Origin of the sequence: Devosia rhodophyticola (genome assembly GCF_028816475.1) — a bacterium.
GTDB lineage: Bacteria > Pseudomonadota > Alphaproteobacteria > Rhizobiales > Devosiaceae > Devosia > Devosia rhodophyticola.
Window position 1 is genome coordinate 1,911,353 of sequence record NZ_CP118247.1, and the last position, 21,431, is coordinate 1,932,783.

General features: G+C 57.7%; 20 protein-coding genes, 1 tRNA gene and 2 pseudogenes. 20 read left to right on the forward strand and 3 right to left on the reverse strand.

All coding sequences use genetic code 11. The features are described 5' to 3' along the window. The 11 genes and pseudogenes from argH to PSQ90_RS09405 all read left to right on the forward strand — a co-directional run bounded on the left by argH (nt 1) and on the right by PSQ90_RS09405 (nt 10,588). A complete protein-coding gene (argH, locus tag PSQ90_RS09355) occupies nt 1–1,509 on the forward strand; it encodes an argininosuccinate lyase (RefSeq protein WP_282210063.1) in 1,509 nt (502 codons plus the stop codon). Further along, entirely contained in the window at nt 1,509–2,579 is a 1,071-nt protein-coding gene (locus tag PSQ90_RS09360) for an ABC transporter ATP-binding protein (RefSeq protein WP_282210064.1), read from the forward strand. The genes argH and PSQ90_RS09360 overlap by 1 nt, the downstream gene beginning before the upstream one ends. After that, nucleotides 2,576–3,472 (forward strand): annotated as a pseudogene (locus tag PSQ90_RS09365) (carbohydrate kinase family protein). Before PSQ90_RS09360 ends, PSQ90_RS09365 begins: the two are co-directional and overlap by 4 nt. Nucleotides 3,473–3,634: 162 nt before the next feature. Further along, complete coding sequence (locus PSQ90_RS09370; RefSeq protein WP_282210065.1) at nt 3,635–4,852, forward strand: lytic murein transglycosylase; 1,218 nt, start codon at nt 3,635–3,637, stop codon at nt 4,850–4,852. 118 nt (nt 4,853–4,970) lie between these two features. Next, a tRNA-Met gene (locus tag PSQ90_RS09375) sits at nt 4,971–5,047 on the forward strand. Between the two features lie 203 nt (nt 5,048–5,250). Then, the gene (locus PSQ90_RS09380; RefSeq protein WP_282210066.1) at nt 5,251–5,727 is read left to right on the forward strand and encodes a DUF3830 family protein; all 477 of its coding nucleotides are present in this window, start codon (nt 5,251–5,253) and stop codon (nt 5,725–5,727) included. 52 nt (nt 5,728–5,779) lie between these two features. Beyond that, on the forward strand, nt 5,780–6,814 hold the full coding sequence (locus PSQ90_RS09385) for an ABC transporter substrate-binding protein (RefSeq protein ID WP_282210067.1): 1,035 nt from the start codon (nt 5,780–5,782) through the stop codon (nt 6,812–6,814). A 123-nt stretch (nt 6,815–6,937) separates the two neighbouring features. After that, nucleotides 6,938–7,759 carry an ABC transporter permease gene (locus PSQ90_RS09390; RefSeq protein WP_282210068.1) on the forward strand — a complete coding sequence of 274 codons (822 nt, stop codon included), beginning with the start codon at nt 6,938–6,940 and terminating at the stop codon, nt 7,757–7,759. Beyond that, complete coding sequence (locus PSQ90_RS09395) at nt 7,752–8,555, forward strand: ABC transporter permease (protein ID WP_282210069.1); 804 nt, start codon at nt 7,752–7,754, stop codon at nt 8,553–8,555. The genes PSQ90_RS09390 and PSQ90_RS09395 overlap by 8 nt, the downstream gene beginning before the upstream one ends. 3 nt (nt 8,556–8,558) lie before the next feature. Further along, nucleotides 8,559–9,602, forward strand: a complete 1,044-nt coding sequence (locus PSQ90_RS09400; RefSeq protein WP_282210070.1) for an ABC transporter ATP-binding protein — start codon at nt 8,559–8,561, stop codon at nt 9,600–9,602. Nucleotides 9,603–9,610: 8 nt separating this feature from the next. Beyond that, on the forward strand, nt 9,611–10,588 hold the full coding sequence (locus tag PSQ90_RS09405; protein ID WP_282210071.1) for a LysR family transcriptional regulator: 978 nt from the start codon (nt 9,611–9,613) through the stop codon (nt 10,586–10,588). On the opposite strand, the gene cueR is transcribed toward PSQ90_RS09405, so the two are convergent. Beyond that, on the reverse strand, nt 10,585–11,067 hold the full coding sequence (cueR, locus tag PSQ90_RS09410) for a Cu(I)-responsive transcriptional regulator (protein WP_282210072.1): 483 nt from the start codon (nt 11,065–11,067) through the stop codon (nt 10,585–10,587). The genes PSQ90_RS09405 and cueR overlap by 4 nt on opposite strands. 194 nt (nt 11,068–11,261) lie before the next feature. Between cueR and PSQ90_RS09415 the strand changes: the two genes are divergently transcribed. The 5 genes from PSQ90_RS09415 (at nt 11,262) to PSQ90_RS09435 (ending at nt 15,365) form a co-directional block, all read left to right on the forward strand. Beyond that, nucleotides 11,262–11,918 (forward strand): TetR/AcrR family transcriptional regulator, encoded by a 657-nt coding sequence (locus PSQ90_RS09415; protein WP_282210073.1) that lies wholly within the window; start codon nt 11,262–11,264, stop codon nt 11,916–11,918. Beyond that, nucleotides 11,915–12,865 (forward strand): HlyD family secretion protein, encoded by a 951-nt coding sequence (locus PSQ90_RS09420; RefSeq protein WP_282210074.1) that lies wholly within the window; start codon nt 11,915–11,917, stop codon nt 12,863–12,865. Before PSQ90_RS09415 ends, PSQ90_RS09420 begins: the two co-directional genes overlap by 4 nt. Next, complete coding sequence (locus PSQ90_RS09425) at nt 12,862–13,809, forward strand: ABC transporter ATP-binding protein (protein WP_282210075.1); 948 nt, start codon at nt 12,862–12,864, stop codon at nt 13,807–13,809. The genes PSQ90_RS09420 and PSQ90_RS09425 overlap by 4 nt, the downstream gene beginning before the upstream one ends. Continuing rightward, complete coding sequence (locus PSQ90_RS09430; protein WP_282210076.1) at nt 13,806–14,942, forward strand: ABC transporter permease; 1,137 nt, start codon at nt 13,806–13,808, stop codon at nt 14,940–14,942. Before PSQ90_RS09425 ends, PSQ90_RS09430 begins: the two co-directional genes overlap by 4 nt. A 213-nt stretch (nt 14,943–15,155) precedes the next feature. After that, nucleotides 15,156–15,365, forward strand: a complete 210-nt coding sequence (locus PSQ90_RS09435; protein WP_282210077.1) for a cold-shock protein — start codon at nt 15,156–15,158, stop codon at nt 15,363–15,365. Nucleotides 15,366–15,397: 32 nt separating this feature from the next. On the opposite strand, the gene PSQ90_RS09440 is transcribed toward PSQ90_RS09435, so the two are convergent. Both PSQ90_RS09440 and PSQ90_RS09445 read right to left on the reverse strand, forming a co-directional pair. Further along, nucleotides 15,398–15,640 (reverse strand): hypothetical protein, encoded by a 243-nt coding sequence (locus tag PSQ90_RS09440; RefSeq protein WP_282210078.1) that lies wholly within the window; start codon nt 15,638–15,640, stop codon nt 15,398–15,400. 28 nt (nt 15,641–15,668) lie between these two features. Next, nucleotides 15,669–15,980: a YkgJ family cysteine cluster protein gene (locus PSQ90_RS09445; RefSeq protein ID WP_282210079.1), complete on the reverse strand. Its 312-nt coding sequence runs from the start codon at nt 15,978–15,980 to the stop codon at nt 15,669–15,671. Between the two features lie 111 nt (nt 15,981–16,091). On the opposite strand from PSQ90_RS09445, the gene PSQ90_RS09450 reads away from it, so the two are divergent. The 4 genes and pseudogenes from PSQ90_RS09450 to PSQ90_RS09465 all read left to right on the forward strand — a co-directional run. Continuing rightward, the gene (locus PSQ90_RS09450; RefSeq protein WP_282210080.1) at nt 16,092–17,153 is read left to right on the forward strand and encodes an aldo/keto reductase; all 1,062 of its coding nucleotides are present in this window, start codon (nt 16,092–16,094) and stop codon (nt 17,151–17,153) included. Beyond that, nucleotides 17,146–17,829: a fumarylacetoacetate hydrolase family protein gene (locus tag PSQ90_RS09455; protein ID WP_282210081.1), complete on the forward strand. Its 684-nt coding sequence runs from the start codon at nt 17,146–17,148 to the stop codon at nt 17,827–17,829. Before PSQ90_RS09450 ends, PSQ90_RS09455 begins: the two co-directional genes overlap by 8 nt. Continuing rightward, nucleotides 17,829–18,917, forward strand: coding sequence for an ATP-dependent DNA helicase (locus tag PSQ90_RS09460; RefSeq protein WP_282210082.1), 1,089 nt, complete (start codon nt 17,829–17,831; stop codon nt 18,915–18,917). The genes PSQ90_RS09455 and PSQ90_RS09460 overlap by 1 nt, the downstream gene beginning before the upstream one ends. A gap of 187 nt (nt 18,918–19,104) precedes the next feature. After that, nucleotides 19,105–20,925: pseudogene (locus tag PSQ90_RS09465) on the forward strand (cation:proton antiporter domain-containing protein); the annotation flags it as partial. Between the last annotated feature and the right edge of the window lie 506 nt (nt 20,926–21,431).

Below are 21,431 nucleotides of genomic sequence, written 5' to 3' on the forward strand. Positions count from 1 at the left end.
ATGGGCGACCTTGAGGCACAGGATACCAGCAGTTTTCCCGATCCGGTCTATAAGGAAACCGTACTCGGACCTCTCTTTGACGGCGCACGCAATCATCATGCTAACGGTTTTCGCGCCATCGACCGGGCGCACCTGGTCATGCTTGCCGAGACTGGTATTCTAACCGGCAGGCAGGCCAGTGAAATCGGGCAGGCCCTGATGGCCATTGATGCCGAAATTGATCCTGGCCAGCTCGTTTATACCGGCGAAGTCGAAGACTATTTCTTCCTGATCGAAAAAGAGCTTAAGGCCCGGCTCGGTCCGGATCTGGCGGGTCGGTTACACACGGCGCGGTCGCGCAATGACATTGATCACACCTTGTTCAAACTTGGGCTCAAGGCGCGTATCGACTTACTCTTGGCCAAGGCTACGGCACTCCTCGATGTGCTCATTGCCACGGCCACCAGGCACAAGAATACGCTCATTGTTGCCTACACCCACGGTCAACCTGCCCAACCAACGACTTTTGGCCATTATCTGGGGGCGGTCATTGAAGTGTTGAGCCGGGACATCGAGCGGGTGTTTCAGGCGCGCGAGGTGGTTGATTTGTGCCCAATGGGTGCGGCGGCGATCACCACGACCGGGTTCCCGATCTATCGGGCACGCGTTGCCCATCTTCTGGGTTTTGCCGTTCCCTTGCAGAACTCATACGGCTGTATCGCTTCGGTGGACTATATCACTGCCACCTACAGTGCCATTGAACTGATGTTCCTGCATATGGGCCGACCCATCCAGGACTTTCAGTTCTGGAGCAGCTTTGAGGTGGGCCAACTCTATGTCCCCAATGCGCTGGTACAGATTTCCTCGATCATGCCGCAGAAGCGCAACCCGGTGCCGATCGAACATTTGCGCCATCTCTCGAGCCAGACGTTCGGGCGCGCCCGCGCCATGCTCGACATCATGCACAACACGCCTTTTACCGACATGAATGACAGCGAGGGTGAAAGCCAGGCGATGGGTTATCAGGCCTTTGACAGCGCCTTCCGCGTGCTTGATCTCATGGCCGCCGTTGTTGAACAGGTGAGCATTCAGCCTGATCGCGTTGCCAACAACATTAGGCGTTCCTGCATCACCATTACCGAGCTGGCCGATACGCTGGTGCGCGACGAGGGGCTGTCGTTTCGTCAAAGCCATGAAGTGGCGGCAGCGGTTGCGCGTGCGGTTATCGCAATTGACGGCGAGTTATCAATTGATGGCTTTTCGCCATTTGCCAAAGCGTTCGAAAAAGCGACGGGCCGGGCGAGCACCATAGACGCCAACCGGTTCGCCGAGATCGTTTCGCCCCGAAATTTTGTGCGGGTCAGGACACGGTTTGGTGGGCCGGCTCCTCATTCCCTTGGTTTGGCGCTCAAGGGTTATCAGGCCCGAGCAGCCGATTTTGCGCAACGTTGTCGCGGCCATGCAGACGTCGAAGCAGCGGCGGCGACTGAGTTGGAAACCAGGTTCAATTTACTTTCGGGAGCGGCGTGATGGCAGAAATCGAGCTTGGCAATCTGGTCAAGAAATATGGAAAAGTCACTGCCGTCCATGGCATAGACCTGACGATTGCCGATGGAGAGTTTGTGGTCTTTGTTGGCCCTTCAGGGTGCGGTAAATCAACGACCCTGCGGATGATTGCCGGCCTTGAAGACATAACGGGCGGTGAGCTGCGTATCGGCGGGGAAGTGGTCAACGAACGCGAGCCCAAGCAGCGCAACATCGCCATGGTTTTTCAGAATTACGCCATCTACCCCCATATGACCGTGGGTCAGAATATTGGCATTGGCCTTTACACCTCCAAGCTGAACGCCGATGAAAAACGCGCCCGCATTGCTGCAACTGCAGAAACACTTGGACTTGAAGATCTGCTGGAGCGGCGCCCTGCTGCTCTCTCGGGTGGTCAGCGCCAGCGCGTTGCCATTGGCCGCGCCATGGTGCGCGATCCAGTGGCCTTTTTGTTTGATGAGCCGCTGTCCAATCTTGACGCGCAATTGCGGGCACAAATGCGCATCGAGATCAAGCGACTGCATCAGCGGCTGGGCACTACCATTGTTTATGTAACCCATGATCAGGTAGAGGCCATGACGATGGCTGACCGGATCGTGGTCATGCGCGATGGGCGCATATTGCAGGTGGGCACGCCGACGGAAATGTATGAACAACCAGTTGATATATTTACTGCGCGCTTTATCGGTAGCCCGTCGATGAACCTTGTATATGGCACCATCAATAACGGCGTGCTCAGTGTTGCCGATGCGACTTTGGCCGATGCAAAAGTGAGTGGGTTGCCGAATGGGGCAGTGCAAGTCGGGGTGCGTCCACATGATTTGCTGGTCGGGGAAACCGTGGCAGATGGCTTGGCCATGACAGGGCGGGTTACCGCTGTTGAGCCGCTGGGCTCGGAAACGCTGGTGCATCTGGACGTGGCTGGGGCCGAAGTCATTGGGACGGCACCGGGCAAACTGATGCCCAAGGTCAATAGCGAAGTGACCGTTTCGGCTGCGCCCGGCGCTCTTTATCTCTTCGACGCAAAAACAGAACAGGCGCTAGGTCGGCTATGAGTCGTGAAGCGGGTCGATCTGGCGTTATCTGCGCGGGTCAGAATCTATTGCGATCTGGTGTTTTCCGGCTTGCCCGCCATGCCTGATCTCGGGCGTGAAGTTTTTGCTTCCGCCATGGACAGCGTTCTGGGTGGGGGGCTTTTATCGCAGCGGCGCATTTGCAGGCGCTGGGGCGCCCGGTCAAACTGTTGTCACGATTTGGCACCGATCCCATATCAATGGCGCTGGCGCCTCAATTTGCCGTTGCGGGCCTTGATTTGGAGCATGTGGAGCGGCATGCCGACGCTGGTCCGCAGATAACCGTGGTCATGGCTCACGATGGGGATCGCGCCTTCCTGTCGCGCCGCGCAGGCACCGCCTTGCCAAATGATCTTGACGCAGTTCTTGGGGGGACTACTGCAAGTCATTTGCACATCGCCGAATTTGCCACACTCAAGGAACATCCCGATCTAGTGCGTCTGGCCAGGCAATCTGGCATGACGGTGTCACTCGATCCGAGTTGGGATGCCACGCTCATTCATAGCCCGGATTTCCTGGCGGTCTGTACCGGTGTTGATCTGTTCCTGCCCAATCTTGAAGAGGCACGGGCGATATCGGGACAAGCAGACGCAACAAGGGCACTCGATATGTTGGCGCGCCATTTTCCGTTCGTCGCGATCAAGCTTGGCGCGGAAGGCGCAGTCGCTGCTGACGGTCATGGCCGACACAGCATTGCTGCGCCGCGTGTTTCAGTCGTCGATACAACCGGCGCGGGCGATGCCTTCAATGCGGGGTTTGTTCATGCCTGGCTCAATGGCAGGCCTGCAGATGACTGCCTTAGGGCCGCCATTGATCTGGGCAGCCGATCGGTGCAGGCGCCGGGCGGTACCGCAGCATTGGCGCTGGCGGGCTAGTCCACACTTCGCTGGCGAAGTTGTGATCAAGCGCCTCGGCATCCTTAGCGCCATCTTAAGGTCATAGGTTAATCATGTGATAGCGCGCCGTTGTGGCAAAGGGGCGCGTCCGGTGGCGGCCGAAACGCTCACCCGCATCACTCGATTCTATGAGGCCTGCTCATGTTGCTTGAAACCGACAATCGCTTCTCCCATTTAACTGCCCTTCGGGTACTGATACTTGTGCTTATCCTGGGGCTGGCCGGGACGGGTGCATCGGTGGCCAATAGCGCTGCATTCGTGCGCTCCCTTTGGCCTGAGGCTGCCGCCCGAGGCGTCAGCCGTTCTGCGTTCGATGCAGCCTTTGCCAATTACACGTACTTGCCCAAGGTTATGGAACTGACGCGCAAGCAGCCCGAATTTACCAGCACGGTCGCCGATTACCTCAACAAGCGCGTTACCGACTCGCAGGCGCGCAAGGGGCGGGTCATGCGCAGCGAGTGGGCCCAAACCCTGGCCGGTGCCGCCCAACGGTACGGCGTGCAGCCCGAAATTGTGCTGGCAATCTGGGGCATGGAAACCAATTATGGTGGCTTCATGGGTGGCAACAATACCATCTACGCGTTGGCTTCACTGACTGAGGGCGGCTACCGGTCGAGCTTTTTCAAAAGCGAACTACTGACCGCCCTGCGGATCATTTCTGATGGCAATGTCACCCCGGCCAATATGGTCGGGTCCTGGGCCGGCGCCATGGGCCACACCCAATTCATGCCATCAAGCTATATGCGCTATGCCGTCGATTATAATGGGGATGGCCGCAAGGACATCTGGAAATCAGTCCCCGACGCCCTGGGCTCCACCGCCAACTATCTGAATTCGTTCGGCTGGAATTACGGCGAAACATGGGGCTATGAGGTCAAGTTACCGACTGGCTTTGACTATGATCGAGCGCGCGCTACGGGCAAGGTCAGCATCGCAACCTGGGAAAAAATGGGGATCAGGCGCGTGTCGGGCCGCCCATTTCCGCGCCCAAGCGATGTGACGCGTCTTTATATGCCTGCGGGCGCCACTGGACCGGTTTTCCTGCTCACGCCGAACTTTGACGTGATTAAACGCTATAATAATTCGGACAGCTACGCTTTGGCCGTTGGTCACCTGGCAGACCGGATCATTGGCGGCGGCGATTTTGCTACGCCATGGCCCGCTGGCAACTATGGCCTCAATGCCAGCCAAAGGGTTGAATTGCAGCAGCGCCTCAACAAAGCAGGCTATGCGGTCGGCAGTGCAGACGGGGTGGTTGGCCCCAAGACGCGCGCCGCCGTCATTGCCTTCCAAAAACGCAACGGCTTGCCCGCAGATGGCTATGTTTCGGGCTTGCTGCTCAATGCGCTCAAGCGCTAAAATGGGGTTGGATGATCGCGCCCGGCTTTGAAGTCTTGACAGGGCCGGGGCGCAAATCTAATAAGTCGACGCGCCATGCAAATGCTGATCCGTCAGCCCGTTGTCGGCAGCCCCTTGGGGCGGAGTAGCTCAGTTGGTTAGAGCAGCGGAATCATAATCCGTGTGTCCCCAGTTCAAATCTGGGCTTCGCTACCATTTATCCTCAATGCGAAATCGCAATTGATCGCGCCAGCCGGTCGGCGCCAAAAATCAAACGCCCGTCGAACCAATCCATAGGTAAAATTGCGCGCGGTCGTGCGTAACGATAAAAATTTATTATCATAAGAATTTTGAATCAAAATTGGACAGCGTCGGCGTCAGGGAATTTGATTGGCCATCAATTCCAAAGATGGCGTTCCATGTCTGACAAAAAGTTTTATCTCAAATTCGTCGATGCCGATGTTCAGGGTATCATTTCGCTTTATTGGGACAATGCGCCCAAAACCTGCGAAGCTTTGTGGAACGCGTTGGCGACGCCGATCCAGTGGCGGGCTACCCATGCGATGTTTTCGGGGCCCGAAATCATGATGGGCCTCCCCGAAACTCACCGCAACTTCGACCCAACGGCGTTGCCTGCTGAAAACCAGACGGTTTTGCCCGAGGCAGGCGAATTGCTCTGGTTCTATCAGCCGAAGAATTTTTTCAAGATTGACCCCAGCGAATTCTGGGAAATTGGCATGTTTTACGGTGTGGGCGGTCGCACATTTGGCCCAACGGGTTGGATCCCCTGCACCTATTTCGGCAAAATGACCCAAAACCTTGATGCGGTGGCTGAGCAATGCCGCCTGATCCGCATCGAGGGCGCCAAGACGGTCGAGTTGGGCCGCCTCGTATAAGCTGCTGCCGGGCTGGGAGGCCCGGTTCACCACTTTCAGAAGGGAATAAGAAATGAAGATTGCGATCAAGACAAGTGTGATTACGCTATCCGCCCTCATGGGGACGACGGCTTTCGCTCAGGACAATACGCTGACGATCAATTCGTTCGGTGGCGCCTATGAGGATGCCCATCGTGCCTGCATCATCACCCCGTTTGAAGAAGAAACCGGGGCCACGGTCAATGTGGTTACGGCCTATTCGGCTGATGCGTTCGCCCAGTTGCGTGCGCAAAAGGATGCGCCGCAATTTGACGTCCTGCACTTTTCGGGTGGCCAGGAAATTGTTGGCGCCAGCGAGGGTCTTCTGGCTCCAATCGATGCGGCAAAGCTGACCAATGCTGCCGATGTATATGATTTCGCCAAGGCCAATCTGGCGGGGGGCGAAGGCCCGGCCTATTCGATCGCGGCCATTGGGCTGGTCTACAATACCGAGGCCTTGCCTGAAGCGCCCAGCAAATGGACCGATCTACTCAATCCCGATTATAGCGAGCACCTGGTTCTGACCGATATTTCCAATGGTTATGGAATGCTGGGCTTCTTGATGCTTAATCAGGTGCAGGGGGGTGATCTGTCCAATATCCAGCCGGGTCTTGATGCGGTAACTCAGCTTCTTGATGCCGGTGCGATCATTGTTTCAACGTCGCCCGAAATCCAGCAGGAATTTGCCCAGAACGACGCCTGGATTGCCCCTTACGCGTCCGACTATGCCTATACGCTGCGCAAGGCCGAGCTGCCATCTGGTTTTGCTCAAGGTGCTGAAGGCACGCCTGCCAGCTATATTACGGCGAATTTGGTCGCTGGTCGGCCCAATATGGACTTGGCGCTCAAGTTCATCGACAAGGAAATTTCTCCTGCCGCTCAGGAGTGCTTTGCCGAAGCGCTGCGCTATTCTCCGACCAATTCCAAGGCAGAACTGAGCTCTGAAGTGGCCGCCGATATCGCCTATGGCGAAGATGGCGTCAAAGGGTTGATCCGTTTTGACCCGGCAACGATTGAAGCCAATCGCACGGCTTGGGTTGAGGCCTGGAACAAGACCATAGCGCGCTGATCAAATATTGGTCCGGGCATTGCATTTTGCCCGGACCGCCACGCTGTGGCGGTCAGCTTACGCCGAGGAGGCCTGCTGGTTTAGTGCTGGCAGCTGAACCACCTTTCCAAGGATTTTCTGCCGATGAATGATCGCACTGAAAGTTTGCTGCTGGCGCTTCCCGGTTTGCTTCTTTTGGTGCTGGCGTTTTTCATGCCTATTGGCCAGATGTTGATCCTGAGCGTTTCAGGACCCGATGGCGTAACGCTGTCCCATTTCGTCCGCTTCCTGTCTGATCCGTTTTATCTGGGCATCTTGTGGCGCACTGTGCGCCTGTCGCTAGTAATTACCATCATTTGCGCTGCCATCGGCTTCCCGCTCGCTTACATCATGGCTCGCGTCGGGCCGAAGCTGCGGCTCTGGCTGGTGGTCATGGTTATCCTGCCATTGATGACCAGCGTTGTTGTGCGCACATTTGGCTGGATGGTCCTGCTCAGTCGAAGTGGGATGATCCCCGAAATGCTGCGGGACATGGGCCTTGTGGGTCGTAGCTTTGCACTGATGCAAACCGAGGCTGCCATTGTCATTGGCATGGTGCAGGTTTTGCTGCCGTTCATGACGCTATCCATCCTGGGTGTCATCACCCGAATCGACGGGCGACTGGAAGAGGCGGCGCGCACCATGGGGTGCTCGTTCCTGCAGTCTTTCCGTACGGTTGTTTTGCCCTTGGCGCTACCAGGCATAGTTGCTGGTTCGCTATTGTGTTTCACGCTTTCGGCGAGTTCTTTTGTCACGCCAAATCTGCTCGGCGGCACGCGGATACAAGTCCTTGCGGCCTCGATTTACAAGTCGGTGACCCAGACGCCTGACTGGCCGTTTGCGGCGGCACAGGCTGTCATTCTGTTTGCCGGTATTCTGCTGGTTCTGGTGCCCTATATCAAAATGACGGGGCCGAAAGATGGTTAGGTCGATCCCGACATGGTTGCGTGTTGCCGCTTTTGTCTTTGTTTTGGCGACCGCACTGATCCTGCTGGCGCCGCTTTTCGTGGTGATCGGGGTCTCGATATCAGAAAGCCAGTTCATTGCCTTTCCGCCAAATGGGTTGAGCCTGCGCTGGTATCAACAGGTCCTGTCCTCAAATGCCTATCTGGGGGCTGGCTGGATCAGTATCCAGATAGCCTTGATGGTCACCGTTCTGGCGACGCTAATTGGTGGTGCGGCGGCCGTTGCCATTCATCGGCGTCAATTGATATTTTCGGACCTGTTGGCGACGGTGTTCCTGTCGCCACTGGTCCTGCCGACGATCATTTATGCTATCGGCATGTTGATGTTCTGGAGCGCCGCCTTCGGGCCGGTTTCTCCCATCACCCTGGCGCTGAGTCACACCATAATCGCGCTGCCCTATGTGGTGCGTACAACGCTGGCGGTGTTGGCTGAATCCGATCCGTTTCTTGAAGAGGCAGCGCGCACCATGGGGGCAAATCGGTTGCAGCGATTATCTTTTGTTGTCGTGCCTCAATGCATTCCGGGCCTGGCGGCTGGCGCGTTTTTTGCCTTCAATATTTCGTTTGATGAAGCGGTGTTGTCCCTGTTCCTGCGCGGGCCAACGCTGACAACATTGCCAGTACAGATTTATGGCCAGCTTGAATTTTCTCCTGATCCGTCAGTGGCGGCGGTTTCATCGATCATGATAGCGCTGACTGTCATCCTGATTTTCGTTATCGACCGAATGCTTGGTCTGACCCGATTTGCGAGCGCCTGACCCATGGCCAATGTCCGTTTGAGTTCGATCAAAAAATCCTTCGGCAAGACCGATGTGCTGCATGGCATTTCGCTTGACGTTGCATCGGGAGAGTTCATTTCTCTTCTCGGAGCGTCGGGCTGTGGCAAGACCACCTTGCTGCGCATCGTTGCGGGGCTGGAAAGCGTTACCGCTGGTGGGGTTGAAATCGAGGGTGTCGATGTAACGCGCCTGCCGCCCGAAAAGCGGGACATCGCCATGATGTTTCAATCCTATGCGCTTCTGCCGCACTTGAGCGTTTCAGAAAACGTGCGTTTTCCCTTGCGCATGCGCGGCATCGGTAGTCGCGAGGAGCAGGCTGAAAAGGTTGCCGCTGCGCTTGAAACTGTACAGCTGGATCATCTTGCCGACAGGCGCCCGCGCCAGCTTTCGGGCGGGCAACAACAACGCGTTGCGTTGGCGCGGGCGATTGTTTCGCGACCCAAGGTCTTGTTGCTCGATGAGCCGCTGTCCAATCTGGATGCGCGCCTGCGTGAAGACATGCAGGTCGAACTGATCGAAATTCACCAGCGCCTTGGTCTGACAACGATATTTGTGACCCACGATCAGGAAGAAGCGCTGAGCCTTTCGGACCGGATCGTGCTGCTTAACGGCGGCAAGATCGAGCAAGAGGGCACGCCGGCCGAAATATACTCTCAGCCCGAGACCGGTTTTGCCTCGAACTTCATTGGTTCGGCTAATCTGCTGCCTGCTGAAATCATTGACGGCGAAACGGGTCCGGTGGCCAAATTTTCCGATGGTCAGACCCTGCAGCTGGCGCTCGAGGTGTCGGCGCGCGGGCCGGTCACTATTGCGCTGCGTCAGGAGGATTTGAGCCTTGATGCTAACGGTGATGGTCCCAAGGCCAAAGTGCGGACCCGTGTATTCCTGGGCGCGCGTAACCGCTATGTCCTGGGGCTTGCCGGTGAGCCGCTGCGTGCGCTGACCGCCAATGACGTCGAATTCAGCGCCGGACAATCGGTTGGATTGAGCATAGATCCGCAGCGTATTCGCGTCCTGCCGCGATAGCGCCCCTTATGACAAATGCGCGAAAATCGCTTCTGGTGGCTGCCAAGTCTGCTAGAGGTGGGGCCATGCGCATTCTGGACATGACCACCTTTGTTGCTTTGGCACGGCACCGCCATTTTGGTCGGGCCGCCAAGGAATTGCATACAACTCAGCCTGCCATTTCCATCCGCCTTGCCGCCATGGAACAGGAATTTGGCTGCCAACTGATCCAGCGGAGCGGGCGCAGCTTTTCGTTGACGGCGGCGGGCGAAACGGTGCTCGAAACTTTTTCAGCAATCCTGTCGTCATACGATGCGCTCAAGCATGATCTGGCAGATGGGGAAACCCACACAAATCGCGTCGTGCGGATCGGGGCCATTGATTCCATATCATCGACATGGATGACCCCGTTCGTTGAACGGCTGCACGAGACGTTTCCAACGCTCAAGATCGAGCTGACAGTCGAGGGTACCAAAAATCTGGTCGAAGGCATGAACAAGGGCGAGTTTGATGTGATCTTTGCGCTGGACCCGGCCATCGGCAATACGTTCCGCAGTTTTACGTCCTGCATATTGCAAATGACCTGGGCCGGCTCGCCCCGCATCATCGACCCCGATCATAAATACAGCGTGGATGATCTGGCCCGGATGCCGATCATAACCTTCCCCAAGGACACGCCGCCCTATCGCATGGTCGCGCCCTATTTTCAGGACGAGCAGATTTTGGCGGGGAAGCTGACCAGCTCGAACTCGCTCTATTCAATCATCAATTTGTTGATCGACGGTTTTGGGGTGGGCGCTATTCCCAGCGTCACGATTCTGCGCGAACTGCAAATGGGACTGCTGCATCCCATTCAGGTGACCAAGCGTTTTCCGCCGATGCCGATCATCGGCACCTATCAGGCGACAACCGATATTGATCTTATCCGCCGGGTGGTCGAACAATCGCGCATGAGCGCCGCCTTGTTTTGTGCCTCCGTCGATCCCAACATGGCCTGGGTCGATTAGGCTGTTGGGCGCGCCGATCCAGTCTGGAGCCGAGCGTCAGTTGCCGCAGTCCCAAATCGTTGGCGCTTTCCGGGCGCTGATGGCTGAGGATGGGGGGCGGCGAAATCGTCTAGAATCGGGCAATCCGGCCGTGCATTGCCGTGGCAATTGTGCGCCAGATGCTTGAGTGTGGCGCTCATTTCCTGGAGGGCGGCGGCCTTTTGTTCGAGCAGGCGAACCTGTTCAAGAGCAATTGCCTTGACGTCGGCGCTGGCCCGCGACCGATCCTGCCAAAGGGCCAGCAGATCACGCATCTGATCGACCGAAAAACCGAGGTCCCGTGCCCGGCTGATAAAGCGTAGACCATGAAGCGCCTTGTCGTCATAAACGCGATACCCCGCCTCGGTGCGCGCCGCCGAGGTAATCAGCCCGATGGATTCATAATAGCGGATCATTTTGGCCGACACGCCTGAGGCCTTTGCTGCTGTGCCGATATTCATCGTGCGCTCCTTGGGCTGGCGCCATGTCATTGCGCCTGATCATTGGCCCCAATGTGGGGGGCCGTGCCGCGTCCGGCAAGACCCATGGGACTCGGCGACCACCCCATTCTTATCGTGGTAACGGAAAAACATTGCAAATAACTGACCGGTCAGTTATTAATATGCGAGTGTACCAATCTCTGTGGTGAAGTGAGATGCCCGGAAGCGAAAAGTCTGTTGCCCCAAAGTTCAGGCGCCGCGCCGATGACCGGCCCGACGAAGTGCTTGATGCTGCCTTGGAGCTGTTTGCCGATCAGGGGTTCGCCAATACCAAAGTTGAGCAAATCGCCAAGCGCGCGGGGCTTTCCAAAGGCACGGTCTATCTCTATTTCCCATCGAAGCAGGCGATCATCGAAGCGCTGGTGCGCCGGGCCGTAACGCCGGTGGCGGAGCGGGCTCTGGCGCATGCCGGCGCCTTTGCCGGTGATCCACGCAACGGCATTTCAGCTGCGCTGCGTCAGTTGGCCCATGGTTTGGCGGATGTCAGAATTCTGGCCATTCCCAAGCTGGTTGTGCGCGAAGCCGCTTTGGTGCCCGAATTGGCGCAAATGTATCGGCATGAAGTGCTGGATCGGGTGCTGCCGGCCATCGAGATGTTGATTCAACGCGGCATTGACGCAGGCTATTTTCGCCAGGTCGATGCCAATCTGACCTTGCGCAGCCTCATCGGGCCGATCCTCGTGCATCTGATGCTGGCAGATGTTTTTGACATTTCCCCGCCTGAGGGATTGTCGTTTGATCGCCTGATCGAGAACCATTTGACCATATTGTTCGACGGGTTGAGTGCGCCGGAACAGGTAGGTGCGCCATGAACGCCATTTGGGGGTTCCTGACCGGTTTGCTCGGCATTGTCATTCCCGGCTTCGGCACAGATCCGGGGACCGCCTTTAGCGGCTATATTGAAGCTGAATATGTTTATGCCGCCCCTGCCAGTCCCGGCCGTATCGAGAGTTTTTCGGTTGCCGAAGGGCAGCTTGTCGAAGAGGGCGAGGTGCTGTTTGCCCTTGATCACGCCCAGCAGGATGCGTTGCTGGCGGGGGCAGAGGCGCGGGTGGCCGCAGCCGATGCCACTGCCAAAAATCTGGCCACCGGTGGTCGCGCCGCAGAGGTTGATGTCATTCGCGCTTCGCTCAATCGGGCAAAGACAGATCTGGCGTTGGCACAGACGACACTGGAGCGCTCGGAAAAACTGAGCGAACTGGGCCTGACGCCAAAGGCCAAACTGGATCAGGATCGGGCAACATGGGCGAGCGCTGAGGCGCAGGTCGAGCAATTGTCGGCTCAATTGCAGGTGGCCGAACTGCCGGCACGGAATGAACAGCAATTGGCGGCGGAAGCCAATCTGTTGGCCGCCAGGGCGGATGTGGCCAAGGCCAGTTCAGATCTTGCCGAACGTACGGTTCTGGCGCCCAGCGACGGTATTGTGGATCGCCTGTTTTTCAGCCGTGGCGAAATGGCCAGTGTTGGCCAGCCGGTGGTGGCGCTGCTTCCGGCGGGGGCACTCAAGGTCAAATTTTATGTCGACGAGCCGGTTCGCGCCAGTTTTGCTCTTGGAGATCAGGTTGGTATCGGTTGCGATGCCTGTGCGCCCGATATCACCGCCCACATCAGCCGCTTCGCTGCCGATCCCCAATTCACCCCGCCAGTGATCTACAGTCGGGATGAACGCGCTCGGCTGGTCTATCTGGTCGAAGCCATTATTGATGCCCCCAAGGGGCTGCATCCGGGCCAGCCGGTCAGTGTCGAGCCGATGAAATGACCGATGTCATTGCGGTTACCGGACTGACCAAGATCTATGGCGACAAGCGGGTGGTCGATGATTTCGACATTACCGTGCCGCGCGGGGCAATCTATGGATTTCTGGGTCCCAACGGCTCCGGCAAGACAACGACGATCCGCATGTTGTGCGGGCTGCTAACGCCTAACGCCGGGCAGGGCACCTGCTTGGGATTTGATATCCGTACCGAGGCCGACCGCATCAAGGAGCAGGTTGGCTACATGACGCAGAAGTTCTCGCTTTATGAAGATCTGTCGATCCGCGAGAACCTTGACTTCATTGGTCGAATGTACCGGGTCAAGAACCGGGGCGAGCGGGTTGCGGCGGCGCTCGATGATCTGGGACTGGCCAATAGGGCGAGCCAGTTGGCGGGAACCCTGTCGGGTGGTTGGAAACAGCGGTTGGCGCTGGCCGCCTGCCTTTTGCACGATCCAAAGCTCCTGCTGCTGGACGAACCCACCGCCGGCGTTGACCCAAAGGCGCGGCGCGATTTCTGGGATGAGATCCGGCGTTTGGCGGGGCAGGGCGTTACCGTTCTGGTCTCCACCCACTATATGGACGAAGCGGTTCAGTGTGACCGGATCGCCTATATTGCCTATGGCCGCAAGCTGATCGACGGCCCCTCCGCCGAAATTCCGCAGCAAGTGGGGTTGGAAACCTGGCGGGTGGAAGGGCCGGACCTTGCCGCGCTGGAAACGCGACTCAAATCCATGCCGGGCATCGTTCAGGTTGCCCGATTTGGTTCGTCACTGCATGTGTCCGGCACCGACAGGCAAGCCTTTGAGAAAGCCGTCAATGCGCTCAAGGCCGAGGGCACGCATCGCTGGAGTCAGCAGATTGCCGGGCTTGAGGAAGCCTTCATTTATCTGATGGCCGGTTCACAGGACAATTTTGCCGCGGCACCTGACGAGGCCGCTTCACCATGAACGCGGTTTTTTCCTTTGCCCGGTTCAGCGCCGTACTGATCAAGGAATTCATCCAGATGCGGCGCGACCGCGTCACATTTGCCATGATGATCGGTCTGCCCATTGTGCAATTGATGCTGTTTGGCTTTGCTATCAATGCCGATCCCCGCCATTTGCCAACCCTGATTGAATTGGGCGACAATGGCCCGATTACCCGCGCTGTGATCGCGGGCATGCAAAATTCGGATTATTTCGATTTTCAAGGCGTTGTCGGTGGCGAGGCATCCGGCAACGAGGCGTTGCGGCGTGGGAGCGCCAACTTTGTCGTCGTCATTCCGCAAAATTTTGAACGCGATGTAGTGCGCGGGCACCGTCCCGAAGTCCTTCTGGATGCTGACGCATCCGATCCATCAGCGGTCGGCGGGGCAGCGGGCGCACTGGGTGGTATAGTGCAGGTGGCCATCAGCGAAACCTTCAGCGGCCCCCTGGCAGGCATCGTGCCGCCACCGCCACCTTTTTCGGTCATCGTGCACCGCCAGTATAACCCCGAGGGCAAAACTTCCACCAATATCGTGCCGGGCCTTTTGGCGATCATTCTGTCGATGACCATGGTAATGATCACCGCCGTCGCCATCGTCAAGGAGAGTGAACGCGGTACTATGGAAATGCTGATCGCGACGCCGGTGCGCCCGCTCGAGGTGATGTTGGGTAAAATCCTGCCGTATGTGATGGTCGGCTATGTGCAAACCATCGTGTTTCTGACCGCTGCCTATCTGGTGTTTGAGGTGCCGTTTCAAGGTTCGGCGCTGGCGTTCTTCATGGGTTTCAATCTTTTCATCGTCGTCAATCTGGCGCTGGGCTTTCTGATTTCAACGGCGGCGCGTTCCCAGATGCAGGCGATGCAGCTTTCGTTTTTTACCATCCTGCCCTCGATCCTGTTGTCGGGGTTCATGTTTCCTTTTGCCGGCATGCCGGGCTGGGCGCAGTTTCTGGGGCAGGGCGTGCCAGCGACCCATTTTTTGCGCATTACCCGAAAAGTCATGCTCAAGAGCGCCGAGATCGGCGATATCATGCCGGAAATGGGGGCGTTGGTTTTAACGCTTCTGGTCATATCTGCGGTCGCCATGCTGCGCTATCGGCAGACGTTGGACTAGCGTGGACAACAGCAGACTTGCTTTACGGCCAACAAGCGGTCATGAATGTTCGCTACGTTTTCAGGCCTCACAGGCTCAGTGCATGTCTGGTTCGCCGGAAATGCACGGTTACCCCTGAATTTGCGAACGTTAAGGCTCCAGACGCATGTTGTGTTCTGGGCAACCGGCGCTTTCGCGGATTTGCGCGACGGGTCACATCAAAAGGTTTCGAGCATGGCTATCAACGGTACAGTAAAATTCTTCAATTCCACCAAAGGCTTCGGCTTCATTTCGCCAGAAGACGGCTCCAAGGATGCATTCGTGCATATTTCGGCCGTTGAGCGCGCTGGCATGTCCGGCCTTGATGAAGGCCAGAAGGTTTCCTATGAGCTGGAAAGCGGCCGCGACGGCAAGGTTTCCGCCACTAATCTGGCACTGCTCTAGTTTAATAATGGCGTCGGGGCTATTCCCCGGCGCTACTCCTGATCGCCGGACCCATCGGCGCTCAGATAATCATCAACCTCGTCAAGACTGGCGCTGAACTCATAATCGGCGTTGCCCAGCAGAATGGCCTTGCTTTGTGCATCGCGCACCATATAGCCGCCGTGCGCTCGGGTGCGCGGGGTGGATTTTAGAATGGTCATGATGGTGACTCCCTTGCGGGTTGCGATGCGTTTGAGGCGCCGCATGCGGGCGGCATCAGAATTTGCGCGGCTCAAGGTCTACTCCCTGTTCGATTTTATGTGCTCATAACCCAAAAGCTGCGCGGGCGGTAAGGCATTCTGCGTCTCCGGGCATGCAAGTGCGGCAAACCACAGGGCGAACCTGATAAATCGTGCAGGTTGCCGCTTTGCCCACCTCGCCCTTGAGCGCCCGGCAACGCTCGCCATCGCAGGCCATGCCGCCCAGATCGACAGCCACCAGTTTTTCAGGGATCAGATCGAGATCGGTTTCGGGTTCGGTCGAAAATCGCGGCCAGTCAGCAGAATAGGCGCAGCAGGCGCCGCAGGACTGGCAATCAAATTGACCGGCATCTTCTGCCGCTTGGATTTGGTTCATGCCCCCATAAACCAGCTTGGGTCGAATTTGGCCAGTGCGGTCCGGTTCCGATTGACCCGACTCTTATTGCGTTCTAGCCCTATGTCCTGATTGAAAAGGGAGAATGGACCGATGCAATATCGCTATCTGGGACGCTCGGGGCTCAAGGTGTCGGTGCTCACCATGGGAACCATGACCTTTGGCGGGTCTGAAAAGGTTGGCAACACGGCCCAACGTGAGGCGACCAATCAAATTGATCTTTGCCTTGATCACGGGATCAATCTGCTCGACACCGCCAATATGTATAACGACGGGGTCTCCGAGGAAATGATCGGGGTGGCCCTGGCCGAAAATGGACGTCGGCAAAAAAGTCTTGTGGCCACAAAGGTGCGCTTCAGGATAGGCGAGGGCCCTAACGAGGTCGGCCTCTCGCGCCACCACATAATTGCTCAGGCCGAAGCCAGCCTCAAACGGCTTCAGACGGATGTGATCGACCTGTATCAGGTGCATGAATGGGATGGGATGACCCCCATTGAGGAAACCATGGAGGCGCTCGATACGCTGATCAAGCATGGCAAGGTGCGCTATGTCGGCTGCTCCAACTATTCGGGTTGGCATATCATGAAGGCACTGGGCGCAGCCCAAGCCCACAATTACCAGCGCTTCATTTCCCAACAGATCCACTATACGCTCTACTCGCGCGAGGCGGAATTTGAACTGGTGCCAATTTCGCAGGATCAGGGGCTCGGCATTCTGGTCTGGTCGCCACTGGCCGGCGGCCTGCTGTCTGGCAAATACCGGCGCGACGGTGGGCCAGATACCGGTCGGCATGTCGGTGGTTCAAGAGAACCCCCGATCCATGATCGCGAACGGCTTTATGACATTGTCGATGTGATCGTTGAAATCGCGCGCGAGCGTGGTGTTTCGGGTGCCCAGGTTGCCCTGGCGTGGACCCTGGGTCGACCCGGCGTAACATCGGTTGTGATCGGCGGACGCAATCAGGCACAGTTTTCCGACAATCTGGCTGCGGCTGAATTGGTCCTGAGTGCGGGCGAGCGCGCCCGACTAAACGCCGTCAGCCAGCCCAACTTGCCTTATCCCTATTGGCATCAGGCTTTTACCGCCCACGATCGTCTAGGCCCCATTGACCGCGATCTGATTGGCCCGCATCTGGAAGAAGACCAAGGTGAGTGATTTCCTGTTTGCCCCGCCATCACCCCCCAGTGTGCCGATTGCACGGGGGGGACTATATGCGGTTCACCGGATCTATTGCGTCGGGCGCAATTATGCCGAACACGCCCGCGAAATGGGGCATGACGGGCGCGAGCCGCCGTTCTTTTTCGCCAAGCCGGCGGACGCGGTGATCGTCGGTGGCGCCTCAACGCCCTATCCACCCCAGACCGCCGATTTGCACCCTGAAGTGGAACTGGTCGTCGCCATTGGTCAGGGCGGAGAGGATATCGCGGTGGGTTCAGCGCTTGAACATGTCTATGGGTATGCCGTCGGCCTTGATATGACGCGACGCGATTTGCAAGCGGCGGCCAAAAAGGCGGGGCGGCCCTGGGCCATGGCCAAGGGTTTTGACCATTCCGCCCCGATGTCCAGTATCGAGCCAGTTACCCAGATCGGCCACCCCGACAAGGGTTGTATAACCTTGAGCGTCAATGGTGCTCCGCAGCAGCGCGGCGACCTGGCCGATCAGATCTGGGGGGTGGCTGAAACCATTGCCTATCTATCGCAATTTGTCGGCCTGCGGGCAGGCGATCTGATCATGACCGGCACGCCGGCTGGTGTCGGCCCTGTGGCGCGTGGCGATGTGCTTGAAGCCGAAATTGCAGGTGTGGGCAGTTTGCGCACGATCATCGTTTAATGGTCGAGTGGTCTGCACAGCAAGATGAGGCTTTGGTGGCTGTTGCCGCATGGCTCAAGGACAAGTCGGGGCCGCAGGTGTTTCGTCTGTTCGGCTGGGCCGGCACCGGCAAATCGACGCTGGCCGTGCATCTGGCCCAGGACGTCAAATCGGTCAAATATGCCGCTTTTACCGGCAAGGCCGCGCTTGTCATGCGCAAGCGCGGCTGCAAGGGTGCCCAGACCATCCATTCGCTGATCTATTCGCTGGTATCGGAAAAAGAGGGCGAGCCTCGCTTCGTGCTCGATCCCGAGTCACCGGCTGCCGATGCCGACCTCATCGTTATCGATGAGGTCTCGATGGTGGACGAGCAATTGGGACGCGACCTATTGAGTTTTGAGACCAAAATTCTGGTCCTGGGTGATCCGTTCCAGCTGCCGCCGGTGCAGGGGGCAGGCTTTTTTACCAGCGAAGAGCCCGACATCATGCTCACCGAAATTCACCGGCAGGCCTCGGACAATCCGATCATTCGCCTGTCGATGGACATCCGCGAAGGTGGTTATCTCGAACGAGGCCGTTATGGGGAAAGCCTTGTCGTTGGGCGCGAGGACGTGGACCGTGGCGCGGTTCTGGAGGCCGACCAGGTTCTGGTCGGGCGCAACAAGACGCGGCTTCAGTACAATGACCGGCTGCGTGAATTGAAGGGCTTGCCCTATCATGAGCCGGTCACCGGGGACCGCATGGTGTGTCTGCGCAATAATCCGCGCAAGAAACTGCTCAATGGCCAGATCTGGATCGTCACCGAGGTCAATCGCAAGGCCAACGGCAAATATCAGTTGTTGCTGGCCGACGATGAGGGGCGTGGCGAGGCCAAGGTTCTGACGCACAAAGCGTTTTTTGCGGGCGAAGAAGATAAAATGGCCTGGCCCGAGCGGCGACAGTATGACGAATTTACCTTTGGCTACTGCCTGACAGTGCACAAGGCGCAGGGCAGTCAGTGGGACAATGTCTATCTGTTCGATGAAAGCTTTGTGTTCCGCGAAGAGCGGGCGCGCTGGCTCTACACAGGTATTACGCGCGCTGCCGAGAAAATTACCGTCGTCAGTTAGGCCATTGCGCAGCATTGCGTCATGATTGGAACAAACTTGGCCCATTAATGAGCGGGACCAATTTTGTTCGCGATATTGGCCAAAGGTCTGGGGCCTATGCGATTTCTGGTGCTTGCGCCCAGCGACGCTATCCCCCATCCTAAGGCCATAACGGTAATTGGCAATCTCAACCCCTGGAGGAATTTGCATGCACCATGACACGCCCCTGATCTCGATGATCGTCGGTGGATTGGTGCTGGCCTATATTCTGGGCATGATCGCCAATCGCTTCCGCCTGCCGCCGTTGGTGGGCTATTTGATTGCCGGGGTCATGGTAGGCCCGGCCACACCGGGCTTTGTTGCCGATCAGGCGCTGGCCAATGAGTTGGCCGAAATTGGTGTTGTCCTGCTGATGTTCGGGGTGGGGCTGCATTTTTCGCTCAAGGATTTGATGAGCGTCAGAGCACTGGCGATTCCGGGCGCTTTGGCGCAGATCTTTCTGGCTACACTTTTGGGATTCGGGCTGGGTATGCTGTTGGGCTGGGGACCCGGGGCGGGTCTGATTTTTGGCCTTGCCCTCTCTGTCGCCTCCACTGTCGTGTTGCTCAAGGCCCTGCAAGACAAACGCTTGATTGAAACCGAGCGCGGCAAAATTGCGGTCGGCTGGTTGATTGTCGAAGACATGTCGATGGTGCTGGCGCTGGTGTTGATCCCCGCCTTTGCCAGTCTAGCGGGTGGGGAGGCCGTCGCGCACGACCCGTTTGTGACCTTTGTCGAACGGATCATTGGCATGCAGGTCGGGATCTGGGGCATTCTGGGCCTGACACTGGTCAAGATCGCGGCTTTTGTCGGTTTCATGCTGATCGTGGGTCGGCGCATCATTCCCTGGGCACTTCATCACACTGCCCATACTGGCTCGCGCGAACTGTTCCGGCTGGCGGTTCTGGCCATAGCTCTTGGGGTGGCCCTGGGGTCGGCCGTTCTATTTGGGGTTTCAATTGCGCTGGGCGCTTTTTTTGCCGGGATGATCCTGTCCGAAAGCGAGCTCAGTCATCGCGCCGCGCAGGAAACCCTGCCGCTGCGCGACGCCTTTTCGGTGCTGTTTTTTGTATCTATCGGCATGTTGTTTGATCCCTCGATCATCATGACCAATCCGCTCGAAGTGCTGGCAACCGTGTTCATTATTGTTGTGGGCAAGTCGCTGGCCGCCTTCGGCATTGTGCGCCTGTTCGGGCGATCAATGTCGACCGCATTGACTATTTCGGCCAGTCTGGCCCAGATCGGCGAGTTCTCGTTCATTCTGGCCAGTCTGGGTGTGTCGCTGGCCATCTTGCCGGTGGAAGGACAGAACCTGATTTTGGCAGGCGCACTGATTTCCATCGTACTCAACCCGGCAGTATTTTGGGGGCTGGATCTGGCCCGCCCGGCGCTTGAGGCACGCTTTGGCGGACCAAGGGTTGCCCCTGTTGAACCAGAGGCCGAACGGGTTGAGCCGGGCGAAACACAAGCAACGCCCCAAGAGGTTGAGGTTGAGCCCGCCGAAGCTGTTGTCGATGAGGATGACGAGATCGTCATCGAGCCAACCAGTCTCAGTGATCATACGATTTTGGTCGGGTTCGGCCGCGTCGGGGGTGTGGTCGGCGCGGGGTTGCAGGCCCGTGGGGCACCGCTGGTGGTGGTTGAAGATTCCGATAGCAGCATCGCTGCTGCGCGTGAATTGGGCATTGAGGTTATCGTTGGAAATGCTGCCAGCGTCGAGGTACTTGAGCTCGCTAACGTGGCGGGCGCAAAAAGCCTGTTGATCGCCATTCCCAATGCGTTTGAAGCGGGTCAGGTAACCGAGCAGGCCCGCAAGCTCAACGCCGGTTTGCACATCATCGCGCGTGCCTATTCAGATGAGGAACAAAGTTACCTGAGTGGGCTGGGCGCCGATATTGTTGTCATGGGCGAGCGCGAAATCGGGTTGGGCATGCTCGCCTGGTTTGCCGGTGAACGCGGCAATGCGACAGCGGCGGGCATGGAGAGCGAAATTCGGCTCGATCCAGGCGAAAATGTCATTATCACTGCCACGGCGAACGAGGTCGTGGAAACTGATCCCGGTGCCATCATCGACGCGCCCGAGAATCTGGCTGATGTGTCTGAACCGACAGAGGCGGGAAGTGAGGACGATCCGGATCGCAAGGCGGTGGCGGAAGTTGAAGGAACGGCGCGCGTCAAGTTGGATGAGCCCACAGAAAAGACCGACCCGCAGCCCGCCGATGGATCCTCCGACGAGACGCCCAAGGATGAACAGGCCGAAATTGCAACGGCAGAAAATGGCGATACCGAGGAGGCGGTTATCATTTTAGGGCCGCCACCATCGGATGAGGCCCAGGCCGAAACGGCCCTCGCGGGTAACGTCGAGGGCAATGTAGAAGCTGCCGACGCCGATGGCACGACGCAGTCGCCCGCAGAGGCCGATGAGGTGGCAGAGGAGTCCGACAAGCCTTCGGTGCCACCGGTATCGCCCGAACCCAAAAACTGAGCGGGGCGGAC

What these genes read in the sequence shown, in the direction of transcription:
- PSQ90_RS09460 (WP_282210082.1), top strand. Translation starts at nt 17,829, where the DNA reads ATGGTCGAGTGGTCTGCACAGCAAGATGAGGCTTTGGTGGCTGTTGCC.
- PSQ90_RS09385 (WP_282210067.1), top strand. Translation starts at nt 5,780, where the DNA reads ATGAAGATTGCGATCAAGACAAGTGTGATTACGCTATCCGCCCTCATG.
- PSQ90_RS09445 (WP_282210079.1), bottom strand. Translation starts at nt 15,980, where the DNA reads ATGAACCAAATCCAAGCGGCAGAAGATGCCGGTCAATTTGATTGCCAG.
- PSQ90_RS09435 (WP_282210077.1), top strand. Translation starts at nt 15,156, where the DNA reads ATGGCTATCAACGGTACAGTAAAATTCTTCAATTCCACCAAAGGCTTC.
- PSQ90_RS09420 (WP_282210074.1), top strand. Translation starts at nt 11,915, where the DNA reads ATGAACGCCATTTGGGGGTTCCTGACCGGTTTGCTCGGCATTGTCATT.
- PSQ90_RS09370 (WP_282210065.1), top strand. Translation starts at nt 3,635, where the DNA reads ATGTTGCTTGAAACCGACAATCGCTTCTCCCATTTAACTGCCCTTCGG.
- PSQ90_RS09430 (WP_282210076.1), top strand. Translation starts at nt 13,806, where the DNA reads ATGAACGCGGTTTTTTCCTTTGCCCGGTTCAGCGCCGTACTGATCAAG.
- PSQ90_RS09380 (WP_282210066.1), top strand. Translation starts at nt 5,251, where the DNA reads ATGTCTGACAAAAAGTTTTATCTCAAATTCGTCGATGCCGATGTTCAG.
- PSQ90_RS09425 (WP_282210075.1), top strand. Translation starts at nt 12,862, where the DNA reads ATGACCGATGTCATTGCGGTTACCGGACTGACCAAGATCTATGGCGAC.
- PSQ90_RS09450 (WP_282210080.1), top strand. Translation starts at nt 16,092, where the DNA reads ATGCAATATCGCTATCTGGGACGCTCGGGGCTCAAGGTGTCGGTGCTC.
- PSQ90_RS09390 (WP_282210068.1), top strand. Translation starts at nt 6,938, where the DNA reads ATGAATGATCGCACTGAAAGTTTGCTGCTGGCGCTTCCCGGTTTGCTT.
- PSQ90_RS09405 (WP_282210071.1), top strand. Translation starts at nt 9,611, where the DNA reads ATGACAAATGCGCGAAAATCGCTTCTGGTGGCTGCCAAGTCTGCTAGA.
- PSQ90_RS09415 (WP_282210073.1), top strand. Translation starts at nt 11,262, where the DNA reads ATGCCCGGAAGCGAAAAGTCTGTTGCCCCAAAGTTCAGGCGCCGCGCC.
- PSQ90_RS09400 (WP_282210070.1), top strand. Translation starts at nt 8,559, where the DNA reads ATGGCCAATGTCCGTTTGAGTTCGATCAAAAAATCCTTCGGCAAGACC.
- PSQ90_RS09395 (WP_282210069.1), top strand. Translation starts at nt 7,752, where the DNA reads ATGGTTAGGTCGATCCCGACATGGTTGCGTGTTGCCGCTTTTGTCTTT.
- PSQ90_RS09360 (WP_282210064.1), top strand. Translation starts at nt 1,509, where the DNA reads ATGGCAGAAATCGAGCTTGGCAATCTGGTCAAGAAATATGGAAAAGTC.
- cueR (WP_282210072.1), bottom strand. Translation starts at nt 11,067, where the DNA reads ATGAATATCGGCACAGCAGCAAAGGCCTCAGGCGTGTCGGCCAAAATG.
- argH (WP_282210063.1), top strand. Translation starts at nt 1, where the DNA reads ATGGGCGACCTTGAGGCACAGGATACCAGCAGTTTTCCCGATCCGGTC.